General features: G+C 61.9%; 15 protein-coding genes. 7 read left to right on the top strand and 8 right to left on the bottom strand.

The window, feature by feature from the left end; translation table 11 throughout:
• Positions 1-744: 744 nt before the first annotated feature.
• Together BUS42_RS12470 and BUS42_RS12465 are read right to left on the bottom strand one after the other, a co-directional pair.
• Positions 745-1,968: an ATP-binding protein gene (locus tag BUS42_RS12470; protein ID WP_074307189.1), complete on the bottom strand. Its 1,224-nt coding sequence runs from the start codon at positions 1,966-1,968 to the stop codon at positions 745-747.
• A gap of 19 nt (positions 1,969-1,987) precedes the next feature.
• Positions 1,988-4,405: an MMPL family transporter gene (locus BUS42_RS12465; protein WP_074307188.1), complete on the bottom strand. Its 2,418-nt coding sequence runs from the start codon at positions 4,403-4,405 to the stop codon at positions 1,988-1,990.
• A 293-nt stretch (positions 4,406-4,698) separates the two neighbouring features.
• Between BUS42_RS12465 and BUS42_RS12460 the strand changes: the two genes are divergently transcribed.
• The 3 genes from BUS42_RS12460 (at position 4,699) to BUS42_RS12450 (ending at position 8,577) form a co-directional block, all read left to right on the top strand.
• A complete protein-coding gene (locus tag BUS42_RS12460; protein ID WP_254053464.1) occupies positions 4,699-5,088 on the top strand; it encodes a hypothetical protein in 390 nt (129 codons plus the stop codon).
• Positions 5,089-5,279: 191 nt separating this feature from the next.
• The gene (locus BUS42_RS12455) at positions 5,280-5,990 is read left to right on the top strand and encodes a 3-keto-disaccharide hydrolase (RefSeq protein WP_074310989.1); all 711 of its coding nucleotides are present in this window, start codon (positions 5,280-5,282) and stop codon (positions 5,988-5,990) included.
• 1,267 nt (positions 5,991-7,257) lie between these two features.
• Positions 7,258-8,577: a cytochrome c gene (locus BUS42_RS12450; protein WP_074307187.1), complete on the top strand. Its 1,320-nt coding sequence runs from the start codon at positions 7,258-7,260 to the stop codon at positions 8,575-8,577.
• Positions 8,578-8,724: 147 nt separating this feature from the next.
• Here BUS42_RS12450 and BUS42_RS45070 read toward each other — a convergent pair whose 3' ends face one another.
• Together BUS42_RS45070 and rlmN are read right to left on the bottom strand one after the other, a co-directional pair.
• The gene (locus BUS42_RS45070) at positions 8,725-8,871 is read right to left on the bottom strand and encodes a hypothetical protein (RefSeq protein ID WP_254053463.1); all 147 of its coding nucleotides are present in this window, start codon (positions 8,869-8,871) and stop codon (positions 8,725-8,727) included.
• Complete coding sequence (rlmN, locus tag BUS42_RS12445; RefSeq protein WP_254053462.1) at positions 8,847-9,791, bottom strand: 23S rRNA (adenine(2503)-C(2))-methyltransferase RlmN; 945 nt, start codon at positions 9,789-9,791, stop codon at positions 8,847-8,849. The genes BUS42_RS45070 and rlmN overlap by 25 nt, the downstream gene beginning before the upstream one ends.
• A 551-nt stretch (positions 9,792-10,342) precedes the next feature.
• On the opposite strand from rlmN, the gene BUS42_RS12440 reads away from it, so the two are divergent.
• The 3 genes from BUS42_RS12440 (at position 10,343) to BUS42_RS12430 (ending at position 13,797) form a co-directional block, all read left to right on the top strand.
• Positions 10,343-11,677 carry a trypsin-like peptidase domain-containing protein gene (locus tag BUS42_RS12440; RefSeq protein ID WP_315850724.1) on the top strand — a complete coding sequence of 445 codons (1,335 nt, stop codon included), beginning with the start codon at positions 10,343-10,345 and terminating at the stop codon, positions 11,675-11,677.
• 449 nt (positions 11,678-12,126) lie between these two features.
• Entirely contained in the window at positions 12,127-13,362 is a 1,236-nt protein-coding gene (locus tag BUS42_RS12435) for an aminotransferase class I/II-fold pyridoxal phosphate-dependent enzyme (protein ID WP_074307186.1), read from the top strand.
• Between the two features lie 225 nt (positions 13,363-13,587).
• The gene (locus BUS42_RS12430; protein ID WP_074307185.1) at positions 13,588-13,797 is read left to right on the top strand and encodes a hypothetical protein; all 210 of its coding nucleotides are present in this window, start codon (positions 13,588-13,590) and stop codon (positions 13,795-13,797) included.
• A gap of 154 nt (positions 13,798-13,951) precedes the next feature.
• Here BUS42_RS12430 and BUS42_RS12425 read toward each other — a convergent pair whose 3' ends face one another.
• From BUS42_RS12425 to BUS42_RS12410, 4 genes are all read right to left on the bottom strand, one after another.
• Positions 13,952-15,028: a PIN/TRAM domain-containing protein gene (locus BUS42_RS12425; protein ID WP_074307184.1), complete on the bottom strand. Its 1,077-nt coding sequence runs from the start codon at positions 15,026-15,028 to the stop codon at positions 13,952-13,954.
• A gap of 84 nt (positions 15,029-15,112) precedes the next feature.
• Positions 15,113-15,625, bottom strand: coding sequence for an HIT family protein (locus tag BUS42_RS12420; RefSeq protein ID WP_074307183.1), 513 nt, complete (start codon positions 15,623-15,625; stop codon positions 15,113-15,115).
• Between the two features lie 341 nt (positions 15,626-15,966).
• Complete coding sequence (locus BUS42_RS12415) at positions 15,967-16,746, bottom strand: S26 family signal peptidase (RefSeq protein ID WP_074307182.1); 780 nt, start codon at positions 16,744-16,746, stop codon at positions 15,967-15,969.
• Between the two features lie 262 nt (positions 16,747-17,008).
• Positions 17,009-17,683 (bottom strand): RraA family protein, encoded by a 675-nt coding sequence (locus BUS42_RS12410; protein WP_074310987.1) that lies wholly within the window; start codon positions 17,681-17,683, stop codon positions 17,009-17,011.
• Positions 17,684-18,158: 475 nt separating this feature from the next.
• On the opposite strand from BUS42_RS12410, the gene fusA reads away from it, so the two are divergent.
• On the top strand, positions 18,159-20,240 hold the full coding sequence (gene fusA, locus BUS42_RS12405) for an elongation factor G (RefSeq protein ID WP_074307181.1): 2,082 nt from the start codon (positions 18,159-18,161) through the stop codon (positions 20,238-20,240).
• Positions 20,241-20,527: the final 287 nt, after the last annotated feature.

Genomic DNA, 20,527 nt, shown 5'->3' with positions numbered 1-20,527 from the left:
ACACCGTTTCCACCCCGTTTTTTTTCAACGATCCGCCAATGGGCTAAAAACCAGTAGGATTTGGGTGTTTCTGCAAAAGGTTTACCCGAAAAGAGTTGCGTCGCTGCGTCGACTGCAAACCATGACAGGATAACGACTTGCTGCGTCCGCTCTTTTCAGTTGGTTTTTAGCCCATTGGCGGATCGTTGTTTTTTTTTCGACCCCTCCCCAGTTGATACGCCGATTGAGCGATCGATCGGCATGGCGTATCGGGCTGGAACTGATCGTTTCGGCAGCCTCCGAACACGACGCCACCATTGCCCGGTCGTTGTCACTCTCGACCTGCGTTCCACCCATCCGAAAGTCGCAACCAGGTCGTGAGTTCGAACCGGAGCAGCGACAACTCGGGCAACTCCCGAGGAAGTCGCACTTCGACCGATCCCGAATTTGTTTTTGCAATCCCGAAGCGGCGATCGTCAAACGCGTAGGCCGGTTCTGACGGTCGCTCTTTCAGCGTTGAATTATTTAGAAGTGTGGAATATTCGCTGTTGACTTGTGTTCATAGTTGTCGGCAGGTCGGGGATCGATGTGTCGGAATGTGAACAAGGACTACATCGTCTGGATGTGGGGGGCATCACGGCCTGCCGCCGTGGCGGAAACTCGGTCATCGACCTGAGCCGCAACGACCTGATCTCCAATGCCCGCGACAGGTTTGAGTCGAGACGATTTTCATCGATGCCGACGTGGGGTCCGAACCGGGTCGGATCACCGTAGCGCTTGCCGCGCCTCGGTGACCATTCGGATCAAGGCCCCGTTTTCGGACCGGTTCGCGAGGCTCTGGGCTTCCTCGAGTAAGGTCGCGCTTCGCTCGACCTGTTTCGCTCGGCGTTCGAGGTCGGCGGCGAGGAGCAGGAGGCGGACCTGGTCGGGCGGTTCGCCGTGCTGGCGAACCAGGGCGAGGGCGCGGGTGAGCGTGGAGGCGGCCGTGGTCCAGTCCTTGGCGAGGCTGTGGCCGCGGGCCAGGACTACCAGGGCATCGATCTCGCCGGTCGGCTCCTCGGCGGTCTGGAATGCGGCCGCGGCGCGGCGGGCCAGATCGCGGGCGGCGGGCAAGTCGCCCAGGTCGGTCCGGATTCCGGCGAGGAACTGGAGATCATCCCCGACGAGGGCGTGCGCTTCGAGTCGCTGGTGGGCTTCGGCCGCCCGCTCCACGCGGGCGATGGCGACGTCAGGCAGGTCGAGGTCCATCAGAGCGTCGCCCAGGAGCCGGTCCAGGGCCGCGGCCTCACGATCGTCGCCCAGGGCCAGGTACAACTCACGGGCCTCACTGAGCCACTCGGCGGCCGGCCCTGGTGTGTCGCGGAGCAGGTCGCCCCGCCCCATCTGGGCGAGAGCGGCGGCCTTGCGCTTGGGGTCGTCCAGGAGTTGCGCCAACTCCAGGGAACGCTCGAGGTGTTTCGAGGCGGGTTCGACTTCCCCCTGTTCGATCAGCGCGTACGCCAGGAGCAATCGCGCGTCGGCCTCATGGTCGCGATCGATCGCCTGGGAGAGCAGGGGGAGGGACCGCGTCAGCGACTCGACCCCGGCCTTCGCCTGGTCGAGATGGAGTTGGGCCTGCCCGATCAGGAGCCAGTCATAGCCCTCGAATCCGCGATCGTCACGCTTGCTGTCGAGGGTGCGGGCGGCGTTCCAGGCGTGGATGGCCGCTTCGAGGTCGCCAAGCCGTTCGTGACAGCAGCCGATCGCCCGCGCGGCGTAGGCCTCGTAGCGGAGGTCGCCAAGCTTGGCCCGCGAGCTGCGCTCCGCCTCGTAGAGGGGGAGCGCGGCCGCGAAGTCCCCCTCCTTGAAGAGCCGGTCGGCCTCGGCGGCCTGACCCCTCGCCTCCGCTTCCACTTGATCCCGGGCCGGCTCGTCGCCTCGCGCGGTGGCCCCGAGGAGCCCGGTCAGAAGCACCACGGTCCACACGGTGAGGGACGTGTTCGATCGCATGGAGCGGAGGCCCTTGGTCTCAACGTTTCGTCTTGATCCCGTAGTCGACCTTGTAGATCGGCGGCGCGGGCTCGCCTTGAGTCACGGATTGACCGAGCGGGGAGGGAGTTCGCCCCTTCCGCTTGAATCGATAGCGATCGAGGATGACGACGAAGGCGGGTACCAAGATCGGACGGACCAAAAACGTGTCGAGCAGAACGCCGAGACCGAGTGCAAACCCGAGTTCTCGAAGTGCGGTCAGGCTCCCCGTGAGCATCGAACCGAAGGTGCCGGCCATGATCAGACCGCAGGAACTGATGATTCCGCCCGTATGGGCGATCGCCAACCGCGTTCCCTCGACGATCCCGTGCCGTTTCTCTTCCTCGATCACCCGTGACATCAGGAAGATGTTGTAATCTTCGCCCACGGCCACCAAAATCACGAAGAGGAAGAAGCCGACCTTCCAGTCGAGCCCGACCCATGGGTCGGGGCCATGGTGCAACGCCTTGAAGACAAGTTCCGTGATACCGAGCGAGGCGAGGTAGCCGAGGATGACGGTCACGATCAGGTAGAGGCAGATTCCAGGACGTCGCAGCAAGAGAACCAAGATGACGTAGACGCCCAAGGTGACCAGCACGTACATCCGGCGCTCGTCGTTGGTCGTCACCTTCTTGAGGTCGTTAACGGCGGCCGAAGCCCCGGCCAATCCCACGGCAGATGCCCCTTCAAGGGTTCCGCCCGTCTTGATTTCCCGATGCACCATCGCGTAGGCCGTCTCGAGAGCTCGCAGGGCATGCTCGGAGAACGGGTCGGTATCGAAGACGACGTCGATCTTGGTGGTCTGGTTGCGGTCAGCCTTTGTCATCGGGTTCATGCTGACGTAGCGCGCATCCACGGCTGGCTTGATCGCGCGTTCCATGTAACGCTCGATCACGCTCTTCTCGGAGTCGGGGACCGGGGGTGTCCCTAACGGCTGAGTGATCGAGCGGACCTCGGCGACGTTGGGAATCCGCACGAGTTTCTGGGTGAGCTCGCCGACCTTGGCACGGCCGGCGTCGGACCGGAAGTCCAGTTTCGGATGGTGGATGAGGAGCGTCGTGGGACTCAACTCGCCGACAGCGAAGTAGCGCTGGACGATCTTGGCGCCGACGACGCTGTCTTGATCGGGGTTGAGGTCGGCCAACTGGCTGTAGTTGGGCTTGGTTCGTGCCCCGACGACGGCCAGGGGGGTCAACGCGATCACGCAGAGGGCGAGGATCCGAACCGGGTACTTCACCACCAGGTCGGCCACGGTCATCCAGAAGCCGGCGAGCGGAACCTGTTCGAGACTCTCTTGCTCGCGGTCGGCCCCCCGGGTGTGGTGCGGCTGCCGGAACGGCCAGAAGACCGCGGCCCGGAGCCAGTGGAGCAGGACCGGCGCAAGCGTGAGTGCGGCGAACAAGGCGATCGCCAGGCTGAGCGCGATCGCCGGGCCGGTGTATTGGATCTTCGCGAACGAGGAGTACCAGAGCATGCCGAGGCCGACGATGACCGTCCCGGCGCTTGCCACCAGGGCGCCGCCGACCTGACTGATCGCCTCGCGTAAGGCGTCGTCACGTGACCGCCCCTTGACCAGTTCTTCACGGTAGCGGGCGATCAGGAAGAGGCAGTAGTCGGTCCCCGCTCCAAAGAGAACGACAATCACGAACACGTTTGTGATGTTGATCACCTGGAAGTTCAAGCCAGGCAGCTTGGTCAGCAGTGCGATCGACATCATCGACGCCCAGACCGACAGCGCAATCGTCAGGAGCGGAATGAACGCAAGCAAGGGAGAGCGATAGACGATCAACAAGATCACGACCACCAAGGCGATCGTGGCGTGGGTTGTGTTTGCGATGCTTTCGTTCGAGGCGTTGTTCATGTCATGACCGACCACGGCCGACCCGGTGAGGGCCAGGGTGAGGCCGGTCGGTGGTGGCGGGAGGGTCTTCAGGTCGTCCTTGATTTTCTCGACGGCCACCCGGGTCGACTTTGCCAGGTAGGTTCCGTTGAGCGACGCGATCGTCAGCGCGGCTTGCCCGGTTCCGTCTTTGCTGGTACCGACGAGTCGCTTGCCGATGACCGGGCTGCGGTAGGTCTCAACCTTTTTGATCCCCGTCGTCGGTTCGTTTTCACGAATCCGGTTCATGGTGGTGATCAACTGGTCGACGAACGCATAGTCTTCCTTATTGAGGTGCCCCTGCCTGCGCTCGGAGATGATGACCACCTGCGAACTCGAAGCGTCGCGGGGGAAACCCCGTTCGAGCAATTCCTGCCCGACCACGCTGGGATAGCCGGGCGGAAAGAAGCGAACATCGTCGTCCTTGCTGACCTGGTCCCACGATGGGGCGACGGTCCGCAGCAGGGCGAGGAACGCCACCCAGCCCAGAACGACGATCCAACCTCGCCGAATGACCAGGTTCGCGATCGATTCAAACATAGAGAAATTTCACATTCATAAAGCGGAAACGGATGGCGATTCCGGCGACGCGTCGAGCCGTTGGCTCATCCCTGCGCCCAGCCGCCGATCGCTCCTAACTTCCAACCACGGAACATAATGAAACGATCCCCCCCTGTCAAAGCCATTTACCGGGGGGAAGTGTGCCGGCTGGCGGGGTGGCCCACCGTTGTGGTAAATGGGGGGGACTTGCCTTGCGCCCTAAGATAAATTATTCCAGGCCGAGCGGAAGTCCGCCGGTGTGTTCGATCGGTTTTGTGAGGATCGCATTTTCCGTGCCCGCATCATCTGTTCGCAACCTGTCTCGCCAGTGGGTTGATCGTCTGGCCATCTACCGTCGCCACCGGAACGACGAACATCTCGAAGCTCTGGTCGAAGAAGCGCTCCGCTTCACTGGTTTCCACTTGGAAAATGATCTTTCCGGTTCCGAGTATTGGTCGAAGGCGCCGCTGGCGCGACGAGTCGCTGTGCTTTTGTTCTTGGTCGATCGCGGCGTGGCGGTTCGGACCATGTCGCAGGGTCGCCGGGTGTTCGAGTTGATCGAGACTGCGGAAGCGTGGGTTGCCTGCCAGGAAGAGTTGGCTCCCTACCGGGTCGCGACCCTCGAGTTGATCGCCGCACTTCGCCGTGAGCAATCGCGCCGCTCACGCCCCTCTTTCTCCTGATCCCGTTCCATTACGCTTGTCGTGCAACAAACTCCTCGGAATCTGCCGAGCACCGTCCGTCGCGTTGAGCTGCCGCTTGAGTTGGCTCGACGCGCGGTTTAGGATGCCGAAGCGGTCCGGGGAGCGTTCCGTTTCCGCGCCCCGAACTTGGCCAATTTCTCGTGCCACGAGCTCGGTGGGGATGAATGACGATGCGCAACGCCCGATGCCTAGCCCTGGCGGTTCCGGTCCTGGCCACCCTCGCGGTCATCTCGGCCGTGGCCCGGGGCGCCTCGGATTCGACGCGCCAAGAGAAAGCGATCACGCTGTTTAATGGAAAAGACCTGGCGGGCTGGCATACGTTCATCAGGCATCCCAAGGCGAAGGGCGAGGTCGACCCGCGCACCGATCCCAACGGCGTCTTCAAGGTCGAGGACGGGGTCATCCACGTCTCGGGCGAGGAGTTCGGCTGCCTGACGACCGACAACGAATACGAAAACTACCGGCTGACGGTCGAATTCAAGTGGGGTGCCAAGAAGTGGCCGCCCCGCGAAAATGTGGTTCGTGACTCGGGAATTTTGGTCCACTGCGTCGGGCCCGATAAGGTCTGGAACAAGTCAATCGAGTGCCAGATCCAGGAACACGACTGCGGCGACTTCTGGATGGTGGACGGCACGACGCTCGTCGTGGATGGCAAGACCGAGACCCGATTCAAGAAGAAGAAACAAGACGGCGAGAAGCCGACCGGTGAATGGAACACCGTCGAGGTGATCTGCGACGGCAACAAGGTGACCAACATCGTCAACGGCCTGGTCGTCAACGAAGGGACCGAAGCCAGCGTCACCAAGGGAAAGATTCTGCTCCAGTCCGAAGGCGCAGAGGTCTATTACCGCAATCTCACGCTCACCCCACTCACGAAGTAGCACGGGCGGCCCGGCTTGGCGAACTTGCCAACGGAACCTGTCTTCATTTCGATGACGTCTTCCCTGGGACCTCTGGCGCCCCGCCCGCATTCTAATTTCATCGGAAAACCAGCAATGTGATCGCATGCAAATGTGGCAGAAATGCTTTGTGTTTGATGTTGTTGGTGAATAAAGTGGAATTGTGTTGTGGAATCATGTTTCGCTAGCTGTACGGGGCCCTCTGGAACAAAAGCCTCGGCCTCGTCGTCGATCCTCGGGCTTTGCCCTTTCGATGCCGGTACCGAATCGAGTTTCGGGGGCTCAACTCTGCCAGGTGGTCGATGACATCGGCGAGTCAGGCACTTCCGTTGGGAGGTCTGGGGAAATGGTTGCTTGGCCGCCGACCCCGAGGGATTAAGGTCGGTCAGGCTGTCGACCGTCTCACGAATTATCGTGATTGTTTGAGTTGAATGTTGTAAGATTTGTGTGCGAATTGATTATTGGATGTCTGTGGGGTTTTCGGCCCTTGGCGCCGTCGGTGCCCCAGCTTCCCTGTTCGGAGCATCAAGCGGAGGCCTCACCGCTGGTCGCATTTGAAACGGTTATCGGACCGCATCACCTGGGCGAGATTTTTCCGGCGGTTTTGGCGAGAATGAATGGAGATAGTAGGATAAGAACAGGGAAGAGTAGCTATGAGATGGTTAGAGTGGTGACCCGGCCAAGCGACCGAATCAGGTCGACCGTCTCCGTGATGCCCTGTCGGACCAACAACGTCGGATCCGAATGTGTGGGGTCGCTCTCCTGAGCTGACCAGGATGGCGAACGTGATCGGCAGCGACCGGGAGTTGGCCCAGCAGCCCGCAGGTCGTTCCCGGTGTTTGAATAAACCGGCCGTGCCCCTCGTTGGATCGTGGCCGCTCCGTTCCTACGCCGCCCACCCAGCTTGACGGTTTTCTCCAGGGTTTGCTAAGGCCCGGGCGTGCCCATTCTCCTAGACGCGATGCGTTCAGAGTGCACGTTGGGCCGATTCCGGTTCAAGGTTGGCGGAGTATGTTGGCGGCGAGCGGCCTCGAGTTTCGATAGATCTGTGACCCGGGGCTTTCGGGTGACCGATCGGGAGCCCTTTGAGTGGGCAATTCCTTATCCGGGCCGGTCTCTCGGTGCCGGGATTTTGAATGGATGGAAACGAAGCCGTGGGCAGAGCAGCGGACGCGGGCCGACTCGATGACGAGTGGGACCTGGAGGCGTCGGCCGTTCCCGGTTGCCTCGAAGTCTTGGAGTTTTGTTGATGGTCATGGACGAAACGAAGGTGTTGCCGACGGCTCCGACGAAGCGGTCGGGGCGGTTCCGGACACTCTTGCGAGCGACCCTGGTCGTGGTCGGTCTGCTGATCGCAGCTGTGGGAGGCGGAGTCTTCTATGCGTTGGCGTTCCCACCTCGGTATCCGGTGCGAGATGTGGAGCTCCGGGTTGAGTCGTCCCCCGAGCGTGTGGCGCGTGGGAAAGCGCTTGCCTCGACGTTGGAATGCGTCATCTGTCACTCCAACCCGGCGACGGGTCGGCTGACCGGTCGCCGGCTCGCGGAGATTCCCAGCGCATTGAGCCCGGCCGCCTATACCGCGAACATCACCCGGGACGTCAAGACGGGGATCGGGGCCTGGAGCGACGGGGAGCTCGTCGCCTTCCTGCGGACCGGCGTCAATCGCCAAGGGCGGCTGGCTCCTCCCTGGATGCCTCGCCTCCCTCGGCTGGCGGATGAGGATTTGTTCGACCTCTTGGCCTACCTCCGGTCCGACGATCCCGCGGTCGAGGCCACCACGGCGAGCCCGCAGACAGGTTCGCTCTCGATCCTTGGGAAAATCTTGATGCGTTACGCTTGGCGGCCGATGGCGTATCCCGCGGCCCCGATCGTGGCGCCTGCGCTCTCGGACCGCGTGGCGTATGGTCGCTATGTGGTCCAGGCCAAGGGGAGTTGCTTTGGCTGCCACTCGGCCAACTTCATGAAACTCGACGAACAGCAGCCGGAGCGCTCGGACGGGTATCTCGGCGGTGGGAACGAAGTTTACGACGCGGCGGGGTCGATCGTGATTTCGGCCAACCTGACCCCCGACCGTGAGACCGGGATCGGCCGCTGGAGCGAGGCGGAATTTGTCCGGGCCGTTCGCGAGGGGCTTCGACCCGACGGCACGCCAGTCCGAGGGCCGATGCAACTCTACAAGGAGCTGTCCGAAGCGGAGGTGGGAGCCGTCTACGCCTATTTGCAGACGGTCCCGCCGCTCCACAGACCGCGGCCCACCACGGACGCTCCGAAGGCGATCACGGCGTCAGCCGAGGCCAGTTCTGATCGCGCCGCCACTCTTAAGGGCCGTGCGCTCTACGAACGCTACGGATGCCGGTCGTGTCACGGTGATACCGGGGTCGATATCGGCGACTTGCGCCAGGCGGACAACAAGTATGCAACCGATGCCGAGATCGAGGCCTGGATCCGCCACCCCGAAGCATTCAAGCCTGGGACGAAGATGCCCGCGTTCGGCAACGTCATCGCCTCCGATGATTTCCCACCCTTGATCGCTTACGTTCGCCAACTCGGCCGGCGTTCGAAGCCGTAAATGATCGACTTGCTGCCGGTCCCCACTCCTTCTCACCTCACCCGACCAGGGAGCCGTCGTTCGCTCCTTGGGACCACATGACGGGGGCCGGCTGTTCTGCTTCATCCGGAAAGCGATGGGGTCTCCGAATGACCTGAGACCAGAAATTCAGAGGCTGTAGGTCGGGGTCGGGCTCGATTCATTGAGGACTCCGGCCAAGGTGCCGCACGCCGCCTGGATGTCGGCTCCGCCGGAGTAGCGTCGTGCGACCGGTTGACCGACGTACTGCGTCAGGCTGTCGCGAAACGCCGCCATCTCGGCCGCGGTGGGGGGAGGAAGCGACCGGTCGGGTCGGTCACGTCGATCAGGTCGAGACGCACGGGCGTGTCGCCGATCAACGCTCCGAGTGCTTTCGCATCGTCTTGCCCGACGTTCTCGCCCGAGATGCAGACATAGGAGAGCATGACCCGGTCTCGTCGCGACTGGGCGTGGCGGCGGGCCGCCGCCATCAGTTCGGCCACAGGTGTCCGCGCCGCGATCGGAACGAGGCGGGCCCGTTTCTCGTCGGTGGCGGCTCCCAGGCTGATCGAGAGCCGGAACTTGTGCCCCTCGGCTGTGAATCGGTCGATCTCGGGAACGAGGCCGACGGTGCTGATCGTGATCGCCTTGGCGGAGACCTGGCCGCCATGAGGACAGCGCAGGAGCTCGGCCGCGGTGATGACCCGGTCATAGTTGAGGAAGGGCTCGCCCATCCCCATGAAAACGACCCCGGTCACCCGCCGCCCTTGGGAACGCGCTCGATCGCGGGCCTGAACCCACTGGTCGAGGATCTCCCAGCTCGCGAGATTGCGTCGTTTCTCCATCTTTGCGGTGGCGCAGAAGACGCAGCCCATGGCGCAGCCGACCTGGGAGGAGAGGCAGAGGCTGACGGCCCCCGGGCGATGGAGCGGAATCAGGACGGTTTCCAGGGCCAGGCCGTCGTGGGTCAGAAAGCGGATCTTCTCGAAGCCATCGTGAGTTGAGGTGACGACTCGATCTTGGATAAGGCGGGGTAACGTACCGATGGCGTCGCTCAGGCGGCGCGGGACCTGGAACGAGCGACCCCAGACGGCCGGGTCGTGGATTCCCTGACCGAGCACGGCCGAGAGCAGGCGGCGTGCGGCCAAATCGTTGGCGCCGAGCCGCTGCGCGTGGTCTCGAAGTGCTTCCGGTCGGAGTTCGCGTGGGTCGAGCACGTTTGTCCTTCAAAATCTCGGAAAAATGTGGTCGACGTCCGTTTGCTTCCTTTTACACTAGCGAGCAGACGGACCTTTCGCCAAGTGAAAGACGGACCCGTGACGTTCTGCTGATGGGAGGCCCCGGGGTTGAAAAAAATGCGGGCCGATCGATTTCTGGAGCCAACCTTCTGGCTTGTTGGTTCGTAACAAGGGAAACCACGAGCTGAGACCTCTTCTTAAGACTTAGGGAACGGCTCGGATTTCGTTTGTTTTATTGCATCCAAAGTGAATCGATTCGAAGGAGATGAATCCAGCATGAAACGCAATGTGATTGCGTGGGCGGCACTTGCCGTTTCGACCGCGGCTTTGGTGAACTCGCAGAATCTCACCCGACAGGTCCCGGCCGCACCGAAGATGCCTGCTGAGAGTCAGAAGACGGCTCGTGCGCTTTCCGAGGCATTCGCTTCGGTCGCGGAGTATACCAAGCCGTCCGTCGTGCAGATCAGTGTGCAACGCAAGGTGGCAAGTTCGCCTCGCGCCTTGGGTAACGGACGTGGACTCCCCCCGGTATGCGAGGCACGACCCCCAAGGATCTGGAGGACCTCCTCCGGGAAATGCAGAAGCGATTCGGTCCTGAAGGGGGCCTTGAACCCCAGCAGTTCGGTGGCATTGCTCAGGGGACCGGATCTGGATTCGTTTATGACGACCAGGGCCACATCTTGACCAACAACCACGTGGTCGCGGACGCCGGTAAGATTGTCGTCAAGTTCCATGACGGCGTCGAGGCACCCGCTCGGGTCATCGGCACCGACCCCAAGTCGGACCTCGCCGTGATCAAGGTGGAAAACACGAGCTACCCCGCGCTGGCCAAGGGCGATAGCTCCAAGGTTCGCGTCGGCGAGATGGTGATGGCGGTCGGTTCTCCGTTCGGCCTGAGCCAGACCGTGACCACAGGGATCGTCTCGGCCACCGAGCGTGATAACCTCGGCATTAACGCCACGAACGACGCTTACGAGTCATTCCTCCAGACCGACGCTTCGATCAATCCGGGGAACTCGGGTGGACCGCTCGTTGACATGGACGGACGGGTGATCGGCATCAACTCGGCGATCATGAGCGGAGGCCGAGGGGGATTCGGAGGCGGTGGAGGCGGCAACGACGGTGTCGGCTTCGCGATTCCGATCGACCTGGCCTCAAACGTGGCCGACAAGCTCATCAAGGACGGCAAGGTGAGCCGGGCCCGAATCGGGGTCGCAATCGGTAACTTGTCGCCCGCCGAAGCCAAGATCTTGGGGATCGATCCCAAGACGAAGGGGGCCTTGGTCCAGCAAGTCGTTCCCGGCGGCCCTGGCGATAAGGCGGGGCTGAAGCAAGGCGACGTGATCGTCGGCTTCAACAATCACCCGGTTGTCAGCGTTCCTAACTTCCGGCTGAACGTGGCGGCCAGCGAGATTGGCAAGCCCTACGCCTTGACCTATTTCCGCGACGGAAAAGAACACTCCGCCAACGTCGTTCTCGGCTCGGCTGACGCCGTTCTCTTCGATGTGGAGAAGGAAACCGCGGCCCCCGAGAAGCCGGCGGTCGAAGAGGCACCGAAGACCGCTATCAAAGACTTTGGCCTTGAGGTTCAGCCCTTGACGGAGGAACTGGCCAAGGGGCTTGGTCTGAAAGAGGCCGACGGCTTGCTCATCACGTCCGTCAAAGAAGACTCCCCGGCCTCGGCCAAGGGCCTGGAAGCAGGGATGGTCATCACCCAGGTGATTCGTGACAAGAAGATCCAGCCGGTGAAGGGGGTCAAGGAGTTCCAGGAACTCTCCGAGAAGTCGGACGACCTGATGATCTTCATCAAGTCGGAGAAGATTCCGGGGGCGTTCGTCACCTTGAGCAAGCTCAAGAAAGACTGACCTGATCCGGAGCGACCGGACTCCAGGGATGGGATCGCTCCCTCCTTGACCGGTAACACCTGGTGAAAAATCGGAGGGGCCGGCGCGGGAGAGTGAATCTCTCACGCCGGCCCCGCGATGTTTATCGATCATCCGGACGGGCCCGTGATCGGGCGGTAAGTCGGGGTGCATGTCACGGGAATCGGCGGGGCGTCCTGGTGGCAAGACTGAGTATCGACCAAAACCCCCTTGAGGTTGCGGAAAAAAAAGACCGAGGTTCGGTCGCCGAGGGATTCGGCGAGCAAATCAAGGTTGCGCCGGGATGCGTCGAAGGCGTCAGTTCGTTATAGTTAAAGTCGGGACAACATACACGTCGAGCGCGGATCACGACCCCGGGTCGGATCCGCAAGGGCCGCCCCTGGACCGCGGCGCGGGCGGCCCTTTACGGACTCGCGAGGAAGCCTGGCGCGATGAGCGATCCTACGACCAATCCTGACTCGGTCGAATTTGAAGATATCGAATTTGCACCGCGTGTCCGCGGCCTGCCGCCCTACCTGTTCGGCAAGATCAACGAACTGAAGTACCGCAAGCGCCGCGATGGCATCGACGTCATCGACCTTGGGATGGGAAATCCAACCGATCCCCCCGAGGAATGGGTCGTCGACAAGCTCTGCGAAGCGGCTCGAGACTCGAGAAACCACCGGTACAGCGTCGCGTCGGGGGTCTACAACCTTCGCCGCGAGGTGGCCGTGAGGTACGAGTCTCGGTTCGGAGTCAGTCTCGACCCGGATCACGAAGTGGTGGCGACGATCGGTTCGAAAGAAGGGTTCAGCCACATGTGCTTGGCCCTGCTCGGGCCAGGCGACACGGCGTTGGTGCCGGCGCCGAGCTTCCCGATTCACGTCCATGCGATTGCCTTGGCGTCGGCGAATGTCATCGCCCTGGACGTCCGTGATTCGCAGGCCTTCCTGGCGAATGTGGCGCGGGTCTGCGAGAGCCTGTTCCCCAGGCCGAAGATCCTCGTCCTCAACTATCCCCACAACCCGACCGCCACGGTTGTGGATCGCGCCTTCTTCGAGGAGATCGTGGCGCTGGCCAAGAAGTATCACTTCTTCGTGATCAGCGACTTCGCCTACGGCGATATCAGCTTTGACGGCTGGCAGGCCCCCAGCTTCCTCTCCGTCCCGGGCGCCAAGGACGTGGGTTGTGAATTCACGACCATGTCCAAGGGCTACAACATGGCGGGTTGGCGGGTTGGGTTTGCTGCGGGCAACCGCCAGATGCTCAATGCCTTGAAGGCGATCAAGGGTTACTACGACTACGGCATTTTTCAGGCGGTGCAGATCGCGGCGATCGTGGCCCTCAGGCACGGCGAACCCGGCCGCCTGGCCCAGGTGGCCGAGTATCAGATGCGCCGGGACGTGTTGGTCGACAGTTTGAACCGGCTCGGTTGGCAGGTCGAACGCCCGAAGGCCAGCATGTTCGTCTGGGCGGCCATCCCCGAGCCCTGGCGGTCGAAAATGGGCTCGATCGACTTCGCGATGAAGCTCTTGGAGGAAGCGGAGGTTGCCGTCAGCCCAGGACGTGGGTTCGGCGAGGCGGGCGAAGGATACCTCCGACTTGCCCTGATCGAAAATGAACAGCGACTTCGGCAAGCCGTCCGACAGATCGGTCGCTGCCTGAAGCCGGAGAAGGCCGTCAGCTAGGCCGGTCCCCGGATCGGTTGCAAGGCCCTGGGGCCGCGGGCGCTTTTGCCCGCTGCTTCTTGCTCTCTCAAAGGCAAGAAGGGTCCCAGGCCTCCGAACTCTGCGCCAGTCCGGTCACCGGTCGCGACGCGAGTGTCGTAACGAACGTTCGCGGAGCCGTCTCCGCCTTGTGCGTCTTGCTCTCAAGCGAAGCCGGCACGAACGCGACGTCTCGGGAGGTGTTTCATGATCGACTGCGCCTATTGCCAACGCCCCTTGATTTGCGACGGTTGTCAAACGCCGTACCTGCCGCCTTCGCAGGAATACTACGAGGCGCTGTCCCGCCCCGAGATCCCGCTCCACTGCCCCAATTGCGAGCAGATTGTGGTCTGCCACTGGTGCAAGACCCCCTACGATGGGCAGGGGGACGAGGTGGACGAGGAGTCGGAAGCGTGAGGACAGCCCAAGTCGCTGGACCTGGGCTTCCTTGAAATTCAATGATGTGCAAGCCTTGGGTGCTACGGGTTGGGTCCAACCCGTGGCACCCAGCGGCCGTTGCATATTGCTGCGGTTGCCCATCAGAAAATCAAAAATCGCCGAGACCAACGGCCTAGGCGTTCGTTCGGTTCTGCGGATCCTGGGACGGGGTCACGTTCAGATTTCGTGAGGGGGGCGCGGGATCGATGCGTCCGAAGATCATCCGCCCCGCGCTGGTCTGGAGGACGCTGGTGACGGTGAGACGGATGGTCTCACCCAGGTGATAACCGCCTTGCTCGGCGACGATCATCGTGCCGTCGTCGAGGTATCCAATTCCCTGCCCGGGCTCTTCACCGCGTTTGAGCAGTTTGACGGTGAGTGCCTCTCCCGGCAGGACGATTGGCTTGAGCGCGTTCGCCAGGTCGTTGAGGTTGATCACTTCAACCCCTTGGAGCTTGGCGATTTTGTTCAGGTTATAGTCGTTGGTGACCACCTTGCCACCAAGATGTTTGGCGAGCACGACGAGTCGTTGATCGACTTCGCGGATTCCGGCGAGTTCGGGGATCTCGGAGTCGTGGATCTTGACCTCGACTCCGGTGGATTTCTGGAGCCGATTGAGAATGTCCAGGCCGCGCCGGCCTCGGTTTCGTCGTAGCTTGTCCGAACTGTCGGCGATGCCCTGCAACTCTTGGAGCACGAACCGAGGGACGATCAAGGGCTGGTCGATCACCTTCGTCTCGGCCACGTCGGCGATCCGTCCATCGATCACCACGGAGGTATCGAGGACGAGGGGACGCGATCCCTTGACTTCCTTCGAGAATTCCACATAAGGAATAATGAACCGGAAATCATCTTTGGTCTGGAGCAAGGTACTGACGCAGATGTAGCAGATGCAGATCATCATGAACCCGGTCACGCTGTTGCGCACCAGGGGCATGAGGTAGAGGTCCAGCGACGGCTGCAACGCGTTCTGAATGAGGTCGCTGAGCAAGACCCCGACGATGATGCCAAAGTAAATGGCGGAAATCGTCTGGATCCGCTTGCGCGGCGTCAGGATGTCGATGACCATGATGACGATCGCCCCGACCAACAGCCCCACGAAGACCAGGTAGGGGTTGGCCATCTGGTTTTCACCGACGGTCCGTGCGATACGGACGGCCATTCCGGCAACGACCAGGACGAACAGGGCACGGATCATATATAAAAGCATGGCCAATTACCTTTCCCAACATGGCCTGAAATACTTGCTTAAGACGAATGAATCACGAGCGAGATCGGAACCTGCCCAGTTGGCTCAAGGCTCGAGGACGTCCGCCAGTTCCGCCGCCAATCGATCGTAGAATTCCAACAGGCTTTCGACGATCACTTTGGCATGACCCAGGACCGGCATGAAATTCGTATCACCGTCCCACCGCGGCACCACATGCCAGTGGAGGTGGCCCGGAAGGCCTGCGCCGGCCGACTTTCCCTGATTCAACCCCACGTTATAACCGTGCGGCCGCAGCATCCGGTCGAGGATGCTGATCATCGTGCGAACCGTTTCGATCGGTTCGGTGAGGTCGGGCCCCGACAACTCGCCCAGCGTCCCGCGATGGACCAAGGGCGCCACGAGCAGATGGCCGTTGTTATAGGGGAACCGATTCAGGACCACGACCGAATGCGCTCCCCGCCAGACCAGCAGGTTCTCGCGATCGTCGCGGCTGGAAATCCCCCGGCAGAGAAAACAACCGGGATCGGTATCGACCTCGGTCGAAGCCGAAGCCTCGCGGATATACTGAGCGCGCCAGGGAGCCCAGAGCCGATCCATAACGCCACCACGTCCCGCCCTTGGCACCAGGAGACCCACAACCGTCCCCACGCCAAACCAGACGGCGCACAACGACCGTCACGCGGCACGGGACACCCCAGAGTGGAATGATGATACCACTCCGGAGATCGTTTGTCGCGACCCCAGTCTCCATTTCCCAGAGCTTTTGTGGACGGATTTCGCCAAAGTAGACCAGTGTCGCCGGTGGGATCGTCCGGTACGGCCGATTTGCGAACCACTCCACTGGTAACAACTTGGGTCGGTCTTCCCCCTCCCTCCTTACCCCCGGTCACGCTCGAACCTACGATCAGCGCCTGGTCGGAACGTCTCTCCGAATTCATTCAGCGAAGGGTTTGCCGCTCCCAAAGTGGGTACATCCGCGCCCAGGCACGGCCGGCAACTTGCTCGTTGGGGACGAGAACCAATCCCCCGGTACCGGGACGCCGATGCGAGCCGGCATTGGGAGTCATCAGAACATGTCCCGACGGCACGACAAAAGCAAGTTCGTCGGGCGTTGATGTGAACCGGAGCGATGCGACATCCCGCACCTGTTTGCCGGCGACTCGCAGCCGATTGCGGGACCATTCCACTTCCTCGCCGGCGCGTGCCACCACACGCCCCACGTGGGTATCGCCCCAGGGAGAGAACCGGAGCCAAACCCAGTCGCCGTCACGCGGCGCTTGTGCCCGAAACGCCCAGTAATTGACCAGATAACCGTCCACCCCCGAGACCCCGTCCATCGCCGGCCAGGCCACCAGGGTCGCCAGCAAAACGGTCGGGGTGTAGACCCCCAACGCCAGCCCCCCCGAGGCTGACAGCAGGGGCATCCAACGCCCGAACCCGGGGAACGCGCTCTGCCGGAGGACATCCACGGCCGAGACCACATGCGTTCCAAACGCAAAGGCCAACAGCGCCAGGCCCATCCGCGTGCCCCACGAAAAAACCCCCACCCCCATCGCCATCGCGAACGAACCGAAGAAAACCGCCGCCCGCTCCCGCTGCCGCCACGTCCACTGAACATATCCCGGAATCAAAATCTTCAGCCCGGCGCGCGACGTCCCCCGCGGCTCGTGAGCCCCAGGCCGTACCTCCCGTACTCCCGTTCGACCCCCCGAGCCCATCACACTTCGCTCCTTGAACTCGAATGATCAGGGATGACAACGCCAAATCGTGCCGATTTGGAATCGTGAGACGCGGCCGCTCGATTTAGTCTGACATCCGTCAGAGAGTTCTGCAAGGGCCTGAAAATCAGGTTCTTGATTTAGGGAACTCCGCACCGCTGTCGTGATATCAGCGATGTCGGAGTTTGATTTGGCCCATCAATGAGTGGTTCGCTTTGGTTTTCGAAAAATTGAGCGGGAAGTGACCCGCTCTTGGGGAAATCTAGAGGATCCCATGGTCGCGAAAGACTTGCGCCAGGGGGATGCCGGCGCGGAGCGCTTCGCGGGTGGTGTTTTCACCGGAGAGCTTGGTCCAAGCTCGCTCCAAAACTTCGTTCTCGACCTGTTTCGGGACGATCACCACGCCGTCCGCGTCTCCGAAGACGAGGTCGCCCGGATGGATCGGGATCCCGTCGATCATCACGGGAACATCATAGTCGACGACGATTCCCCGCCCGCAGGAATCATAGGGACGTCGGCCAGTGCAGAAGACCGGAAATCCCATCGCCTGGATTTGCCGGGAGTCGCGCACCAGGCCGTCGATCAGAGCGCCTCGGCCCCCGCGGGCCAAGCTGGCCGTCGAGAGCAGTTCGCCCCATGGCACGATCGCGTGCGAGCGGTCGACCGCCATAATGAAGACATCGCCGGCCTGGAGCGAGTCGACGGCCGCGATCTCCTTGTCGTAAGGGCGGGGCGGAACATGAAACATCGGCGCCCAGACGGTCGTTTTGGCGCGGCCGACAAGGACCAGCGACTCGTCGAGCGGCCGGATATCGGCCCCGAGTGCCCGATCGCGGAACCCCGCGGCATCGCAGGCATCACTCAGTAAACCGGAGTAGAGAGACCGTGCGACCCAGTCGAGTCGCGCCTTGTCGTCGGCGAAGTGGGGGAGTGTCATGGCAAGCTCGGACCATTGGGGTTGAAACCGGGCGATTGGCGAGATTCGGGGCGAATTCGCCCCCTCCGCGGGAAAAGCGTACGCCAGGCGGCTTGAAAAATCGATGACCGAGTGCGTCCCCGACTCGCCGGGCGGAGCGGCCCTCCCCAATGAACAAGACTTGCCGCGCTACGTATGATCGATGTACAATGGTAGGATGAGTCGTGTGGGATCGGACTTGATTGTTTCTCCGAACCTGATACGATATTCTGCCTTTGACCTTGGGTTCTCCTCGGGCTCTGCTTGTGCTCCACACCGATTCGGATTGAAATCCTCGGCCGGTCCACTTGGTGTGCCTCCCAGTCAGAAATTCCGGCCACCCCTTCGACTCGTCCTGGAACGGCGGGTTGAGCCATCCCCGGCCTCATTTAAGACCGGTTTCTCTCAGGCCAAAGGGCGTTCCACCCTTTGCGACGCGATCGCGACAACAACTACTATGGAAAACCTTCGCAACGTCCGGAACATCGGGATTTCGGCCCACATCGACTCTGGTAAAACAACGCTCACCGAGCGAGTCTTGTACTACGCCGGCCGGATCCACGTCATCAAGGAAGTGCGTGGCGAAGGTGCGGTCATGGACCACATGGAGTTGGAGAAGGAACGAGGGATCACGATCACCTCGGCCGCCACGACCGTGCACTGGGGCGACAAAAAGGTCAATATTATTGACACGCCCGGCCACGTCGATTTCACGGTCGAGGTCGAGCGGTCGCTCCGCGTTCTCGACGGCGCTGTGCTCGTTCTCTGCGCCGTCGCCGGGGTGCAGTCCCAGTCGATCACCGTTGACCGCCAGATGAAGCGGTACGCCGTTCCCCGGCTGGCGTTCATCAACAAGATGGACCGCACCGGCGCCAACGCGCCCAATGTCATCGCGCAGCTCGAGAGCAAGCTTGGTTTGACGGTTGTACCCCTGCAAATCCAGATCGGCTCGGAATCGAACTTCCAAGGGATCGTCGACCTGATCAACCGTCAGGCCGTCTACTTCGACGGCGAGAAGGGGGACACGGTTCGTCGTGAGCCCGTTCCGGCGGAATTGGTCGACGCCACCGAGCGTGCCCGCCAGGTGATGCTCGAAGCCCTCTCGCTCGTCTCCGACGAGCTTATGGAACTGCTGCTCGAAGAGCAGGAAGTTCCCATCGACTTGATCCACAAGACGATCCGCGAAGGGACGATCGCGCAGCGGATTTGCCCCGTGCTCATCGGCACCGCTTATAAGAACAAGGGGGTCCAGCTCCTGCTTGACGCGGTCAGTGAGTACCTCCCGAGCCCGCTCGATCGCGAGATCCACGCCAAGGACAATAACGACGGGATGGCCGAGGTGGCGCTCGCCCCCGACGCCGAACTTCCCCTCGTCGCGATGGCGTTCAAGCTCGTCGAAGAGGCGTTCGGCCAGGTCACCTACATGCGGATCTATCAGGGCACCCTCCGCAAGGGGGAGTTCTACCTCAACGCGCGTCAGCGCAAGAAAGCCCGGATCAGCCGAATCCTTCGCGTCCATGCCGACCAGAAGGAAGACATCGACGCGGCCGGTGCCGGCGATATCGTCGCGGTCATGGGGCTCGAGTGCGCGACTGGCGACACGTACTGCGCCGAGGGGACGAACGTCTCGCTCGAAAGCATCTACGCTGCCGAACCGGTCATCGACCTGTCGATCATCCCGACCAAGCGGGCCGACTACGACAAGCTGTCGAAGGCCTTGAATCGGTTCATGCGTGAAGACCCGACGTTCCGGGTCCACGTCGACCCCGAGACGAGCGAGACGATCATCTCGGGCATGGGTGAGTTGCACCTGGAAATCTATGTCGAGCGGATCCGCCGCGAGTACAAGGTGGACTGCACCGTCGGCGCGCCCAAGGTCAGCTACCGCGAGTCGCCGACCCAGTCGACTCCGTACAACTACAAGCACCGCAAGCAGACCGGTGGTTCGGGTCAGTTCGCCCACATCGTCGGCGTCTTGGAGCCGCTGGGGGCCGAGTCGGCCGAATCGTTCGTCTTCGAGAACAAGGTCACCGGCGGGCGCATTCCGAGCGAGTACATCCCGTCGGTCGAGAAGGGCTTCCGCGACTCGTTGAGCAAGGGGCCGGTCGCCGGCTTCGAGGTCATCGGCGTCAAGATGGTGCTCAACGACGGCTCCTATCACGACGTCGACTCGTCGGACATGGCGTTCCAGATCTGTGCTCGCGACTGCTTCCGCGAGACGTTCCGCAAGTCGGCCCCGGTGTTGCTGGAGCCGATCATGAAGGTTGAGGTGGAGACGCCGACCGAGTTCCAGGGACCGGTCACCGGCCAGGTCTCCTCGAAGCGTGGCGTGATTCTCGGAACCGAGAGCCGCCAAGGGTTCGCGGTGATCTTGGCCGAAGTTCCCCTCTCCGAAATGTTCGGCTACTCCAACGACCTGCGGAGCATGACCCAAGGCAAGGGGAGCTTCAGCATGGAGTTCCTCAAATACCAGAAGGTCCCCGCCCGGCTCCAGGAAGACATCGTCAAGAAGGCCGCGCTCGAGAAGGCATCCGCCTAATCGGCCCGAGCCGAGCCTTCCTCGCGACGCTCCGATCACGTGATCGACGACTCAAGACGCCCGGGTCCCTTTTTTTCTACCAAAGAAAAGGGGCTCGGGCGTTCTGTATGATCCGGGTGAACGCAACGCGAGAGCGGCGCCGGGTCCATCGCGTGAGACATTCGGGCTTGAGCCAAGTCGGTTTCGGTGCAATGATTTGAGGACGCTGGTTCTGGATCATCCAACCGTCGTTGCTTGACCCCTCGGTTCCCCGTTGTTTGGGGATTTGATCGCCACCGCTCGCTCGC

The organism is Singulisphaera sp. GP187 (genome assembly GCF_900129635.1).
In the GTDB taxonomy this organism is placed as follows: domain Bacteria; phylum Planctomycetota; class Planctomycetia; order Isosphaerales; family Isosphaeraceae; genus Singulisphaera.
The sequence above is the reverse complement of the archived record's forward strand: the minus strand, read 5'-3'. Positions and strand labels throughout refer to the sequence as shown.

Bases quoted from the DNA above. Each gene is read 5' to 3' on its own strand.
- BUS42_RS12470 (WP_074307189.1), bottom strand. From the start codon at position 1,968: ATGCGATCGAACACGTCCCTCACCGTGTGGACCGTGGTGCTTCTGACC.
- BUS42_RS12465 (WP_074307188.1), bottom strand. From the start codon at position 4,405: ATGTTTGAATCGATCGCGAACCTGGTCATTCGGCGAGGTTGGATCGTC.
- BUS42_RS12455 (WP_074310989.1), top strand. From the start codon at position 5,280: ATGCGCAACGCCCGATGCCTAGCCCTGGCGGTTCCGGTCCTGGCCACC.
- BUS42_RS12450 (WP_074307187.1), top strand. From the start codon at position 7,258: ATGGTCATGGACGAAACGAAGGTGTTGCCGACGGCTCCGACGAAGCGG.
- BUS42_RS45070 (WP_254053463.1), bottom strand. From the start codon at position 8,871: ATGGCGGCGTTTCGCGACAGCCTGACGCAGTACGTCGGTCAACCGGTC.
- BUS42_RS12440 (WP_315850724.1), top strand. From the start codon at position 10,343: ATGCGAGGCACGACCCCCAAGGATCTGGAGGACCTCCTCCGGGAAATG.
- BUS42_RS12435 (WP_074307186.1), top strand. From the start codon at position 12,127: ATGAGCGATCCTACGACCAATCCTGACTCGGTCGAATTTGAAGATATC.
- BUS42_RS12430 (WP_074307185.1), top strand. From the start codon at position 13,588: ATGATCGACTGCGCCTATTGCCAACGCCCCTTGATTTGCGACGGTTGT.
- BUS42_RS12425 (WP_074307184.1), bottom strand. From the start codon at position 15,028: ATGCTTTTATATATGATCCGTGCCCTGTTCGTCCTGGTCGTTGCCGGA.
- BUS42_RS12420 (WP_074307183.1), bottom strand. From the start codon at position 15,625: ATGGATCGGCTCTGGGCTCCCTGGCGCGCTCAGTATATCCGCGAGGCT.
- BUS42_RS12415 (WP_074307182.1), bottom strand. From the start codon at position 16,746: ATGGGCTCGGGGGGTCGAACGGGAGTACGGGAGGTACGGCCTGGGGCT.
- BUS42_RS12410 (WP_074310987.1), bottom strand. From the start codon at position 17,683: ATGACACTCCCCCACTTCGCCGACGACAAGGCGCGACTCGACTGGGTC.
- fusA (WP_074307181.1), top strand. From the start codon at position 18,159: ATGGAAAACCTTCGCAACGTCCGGAACATCGGGATTTCGGCCCACATC.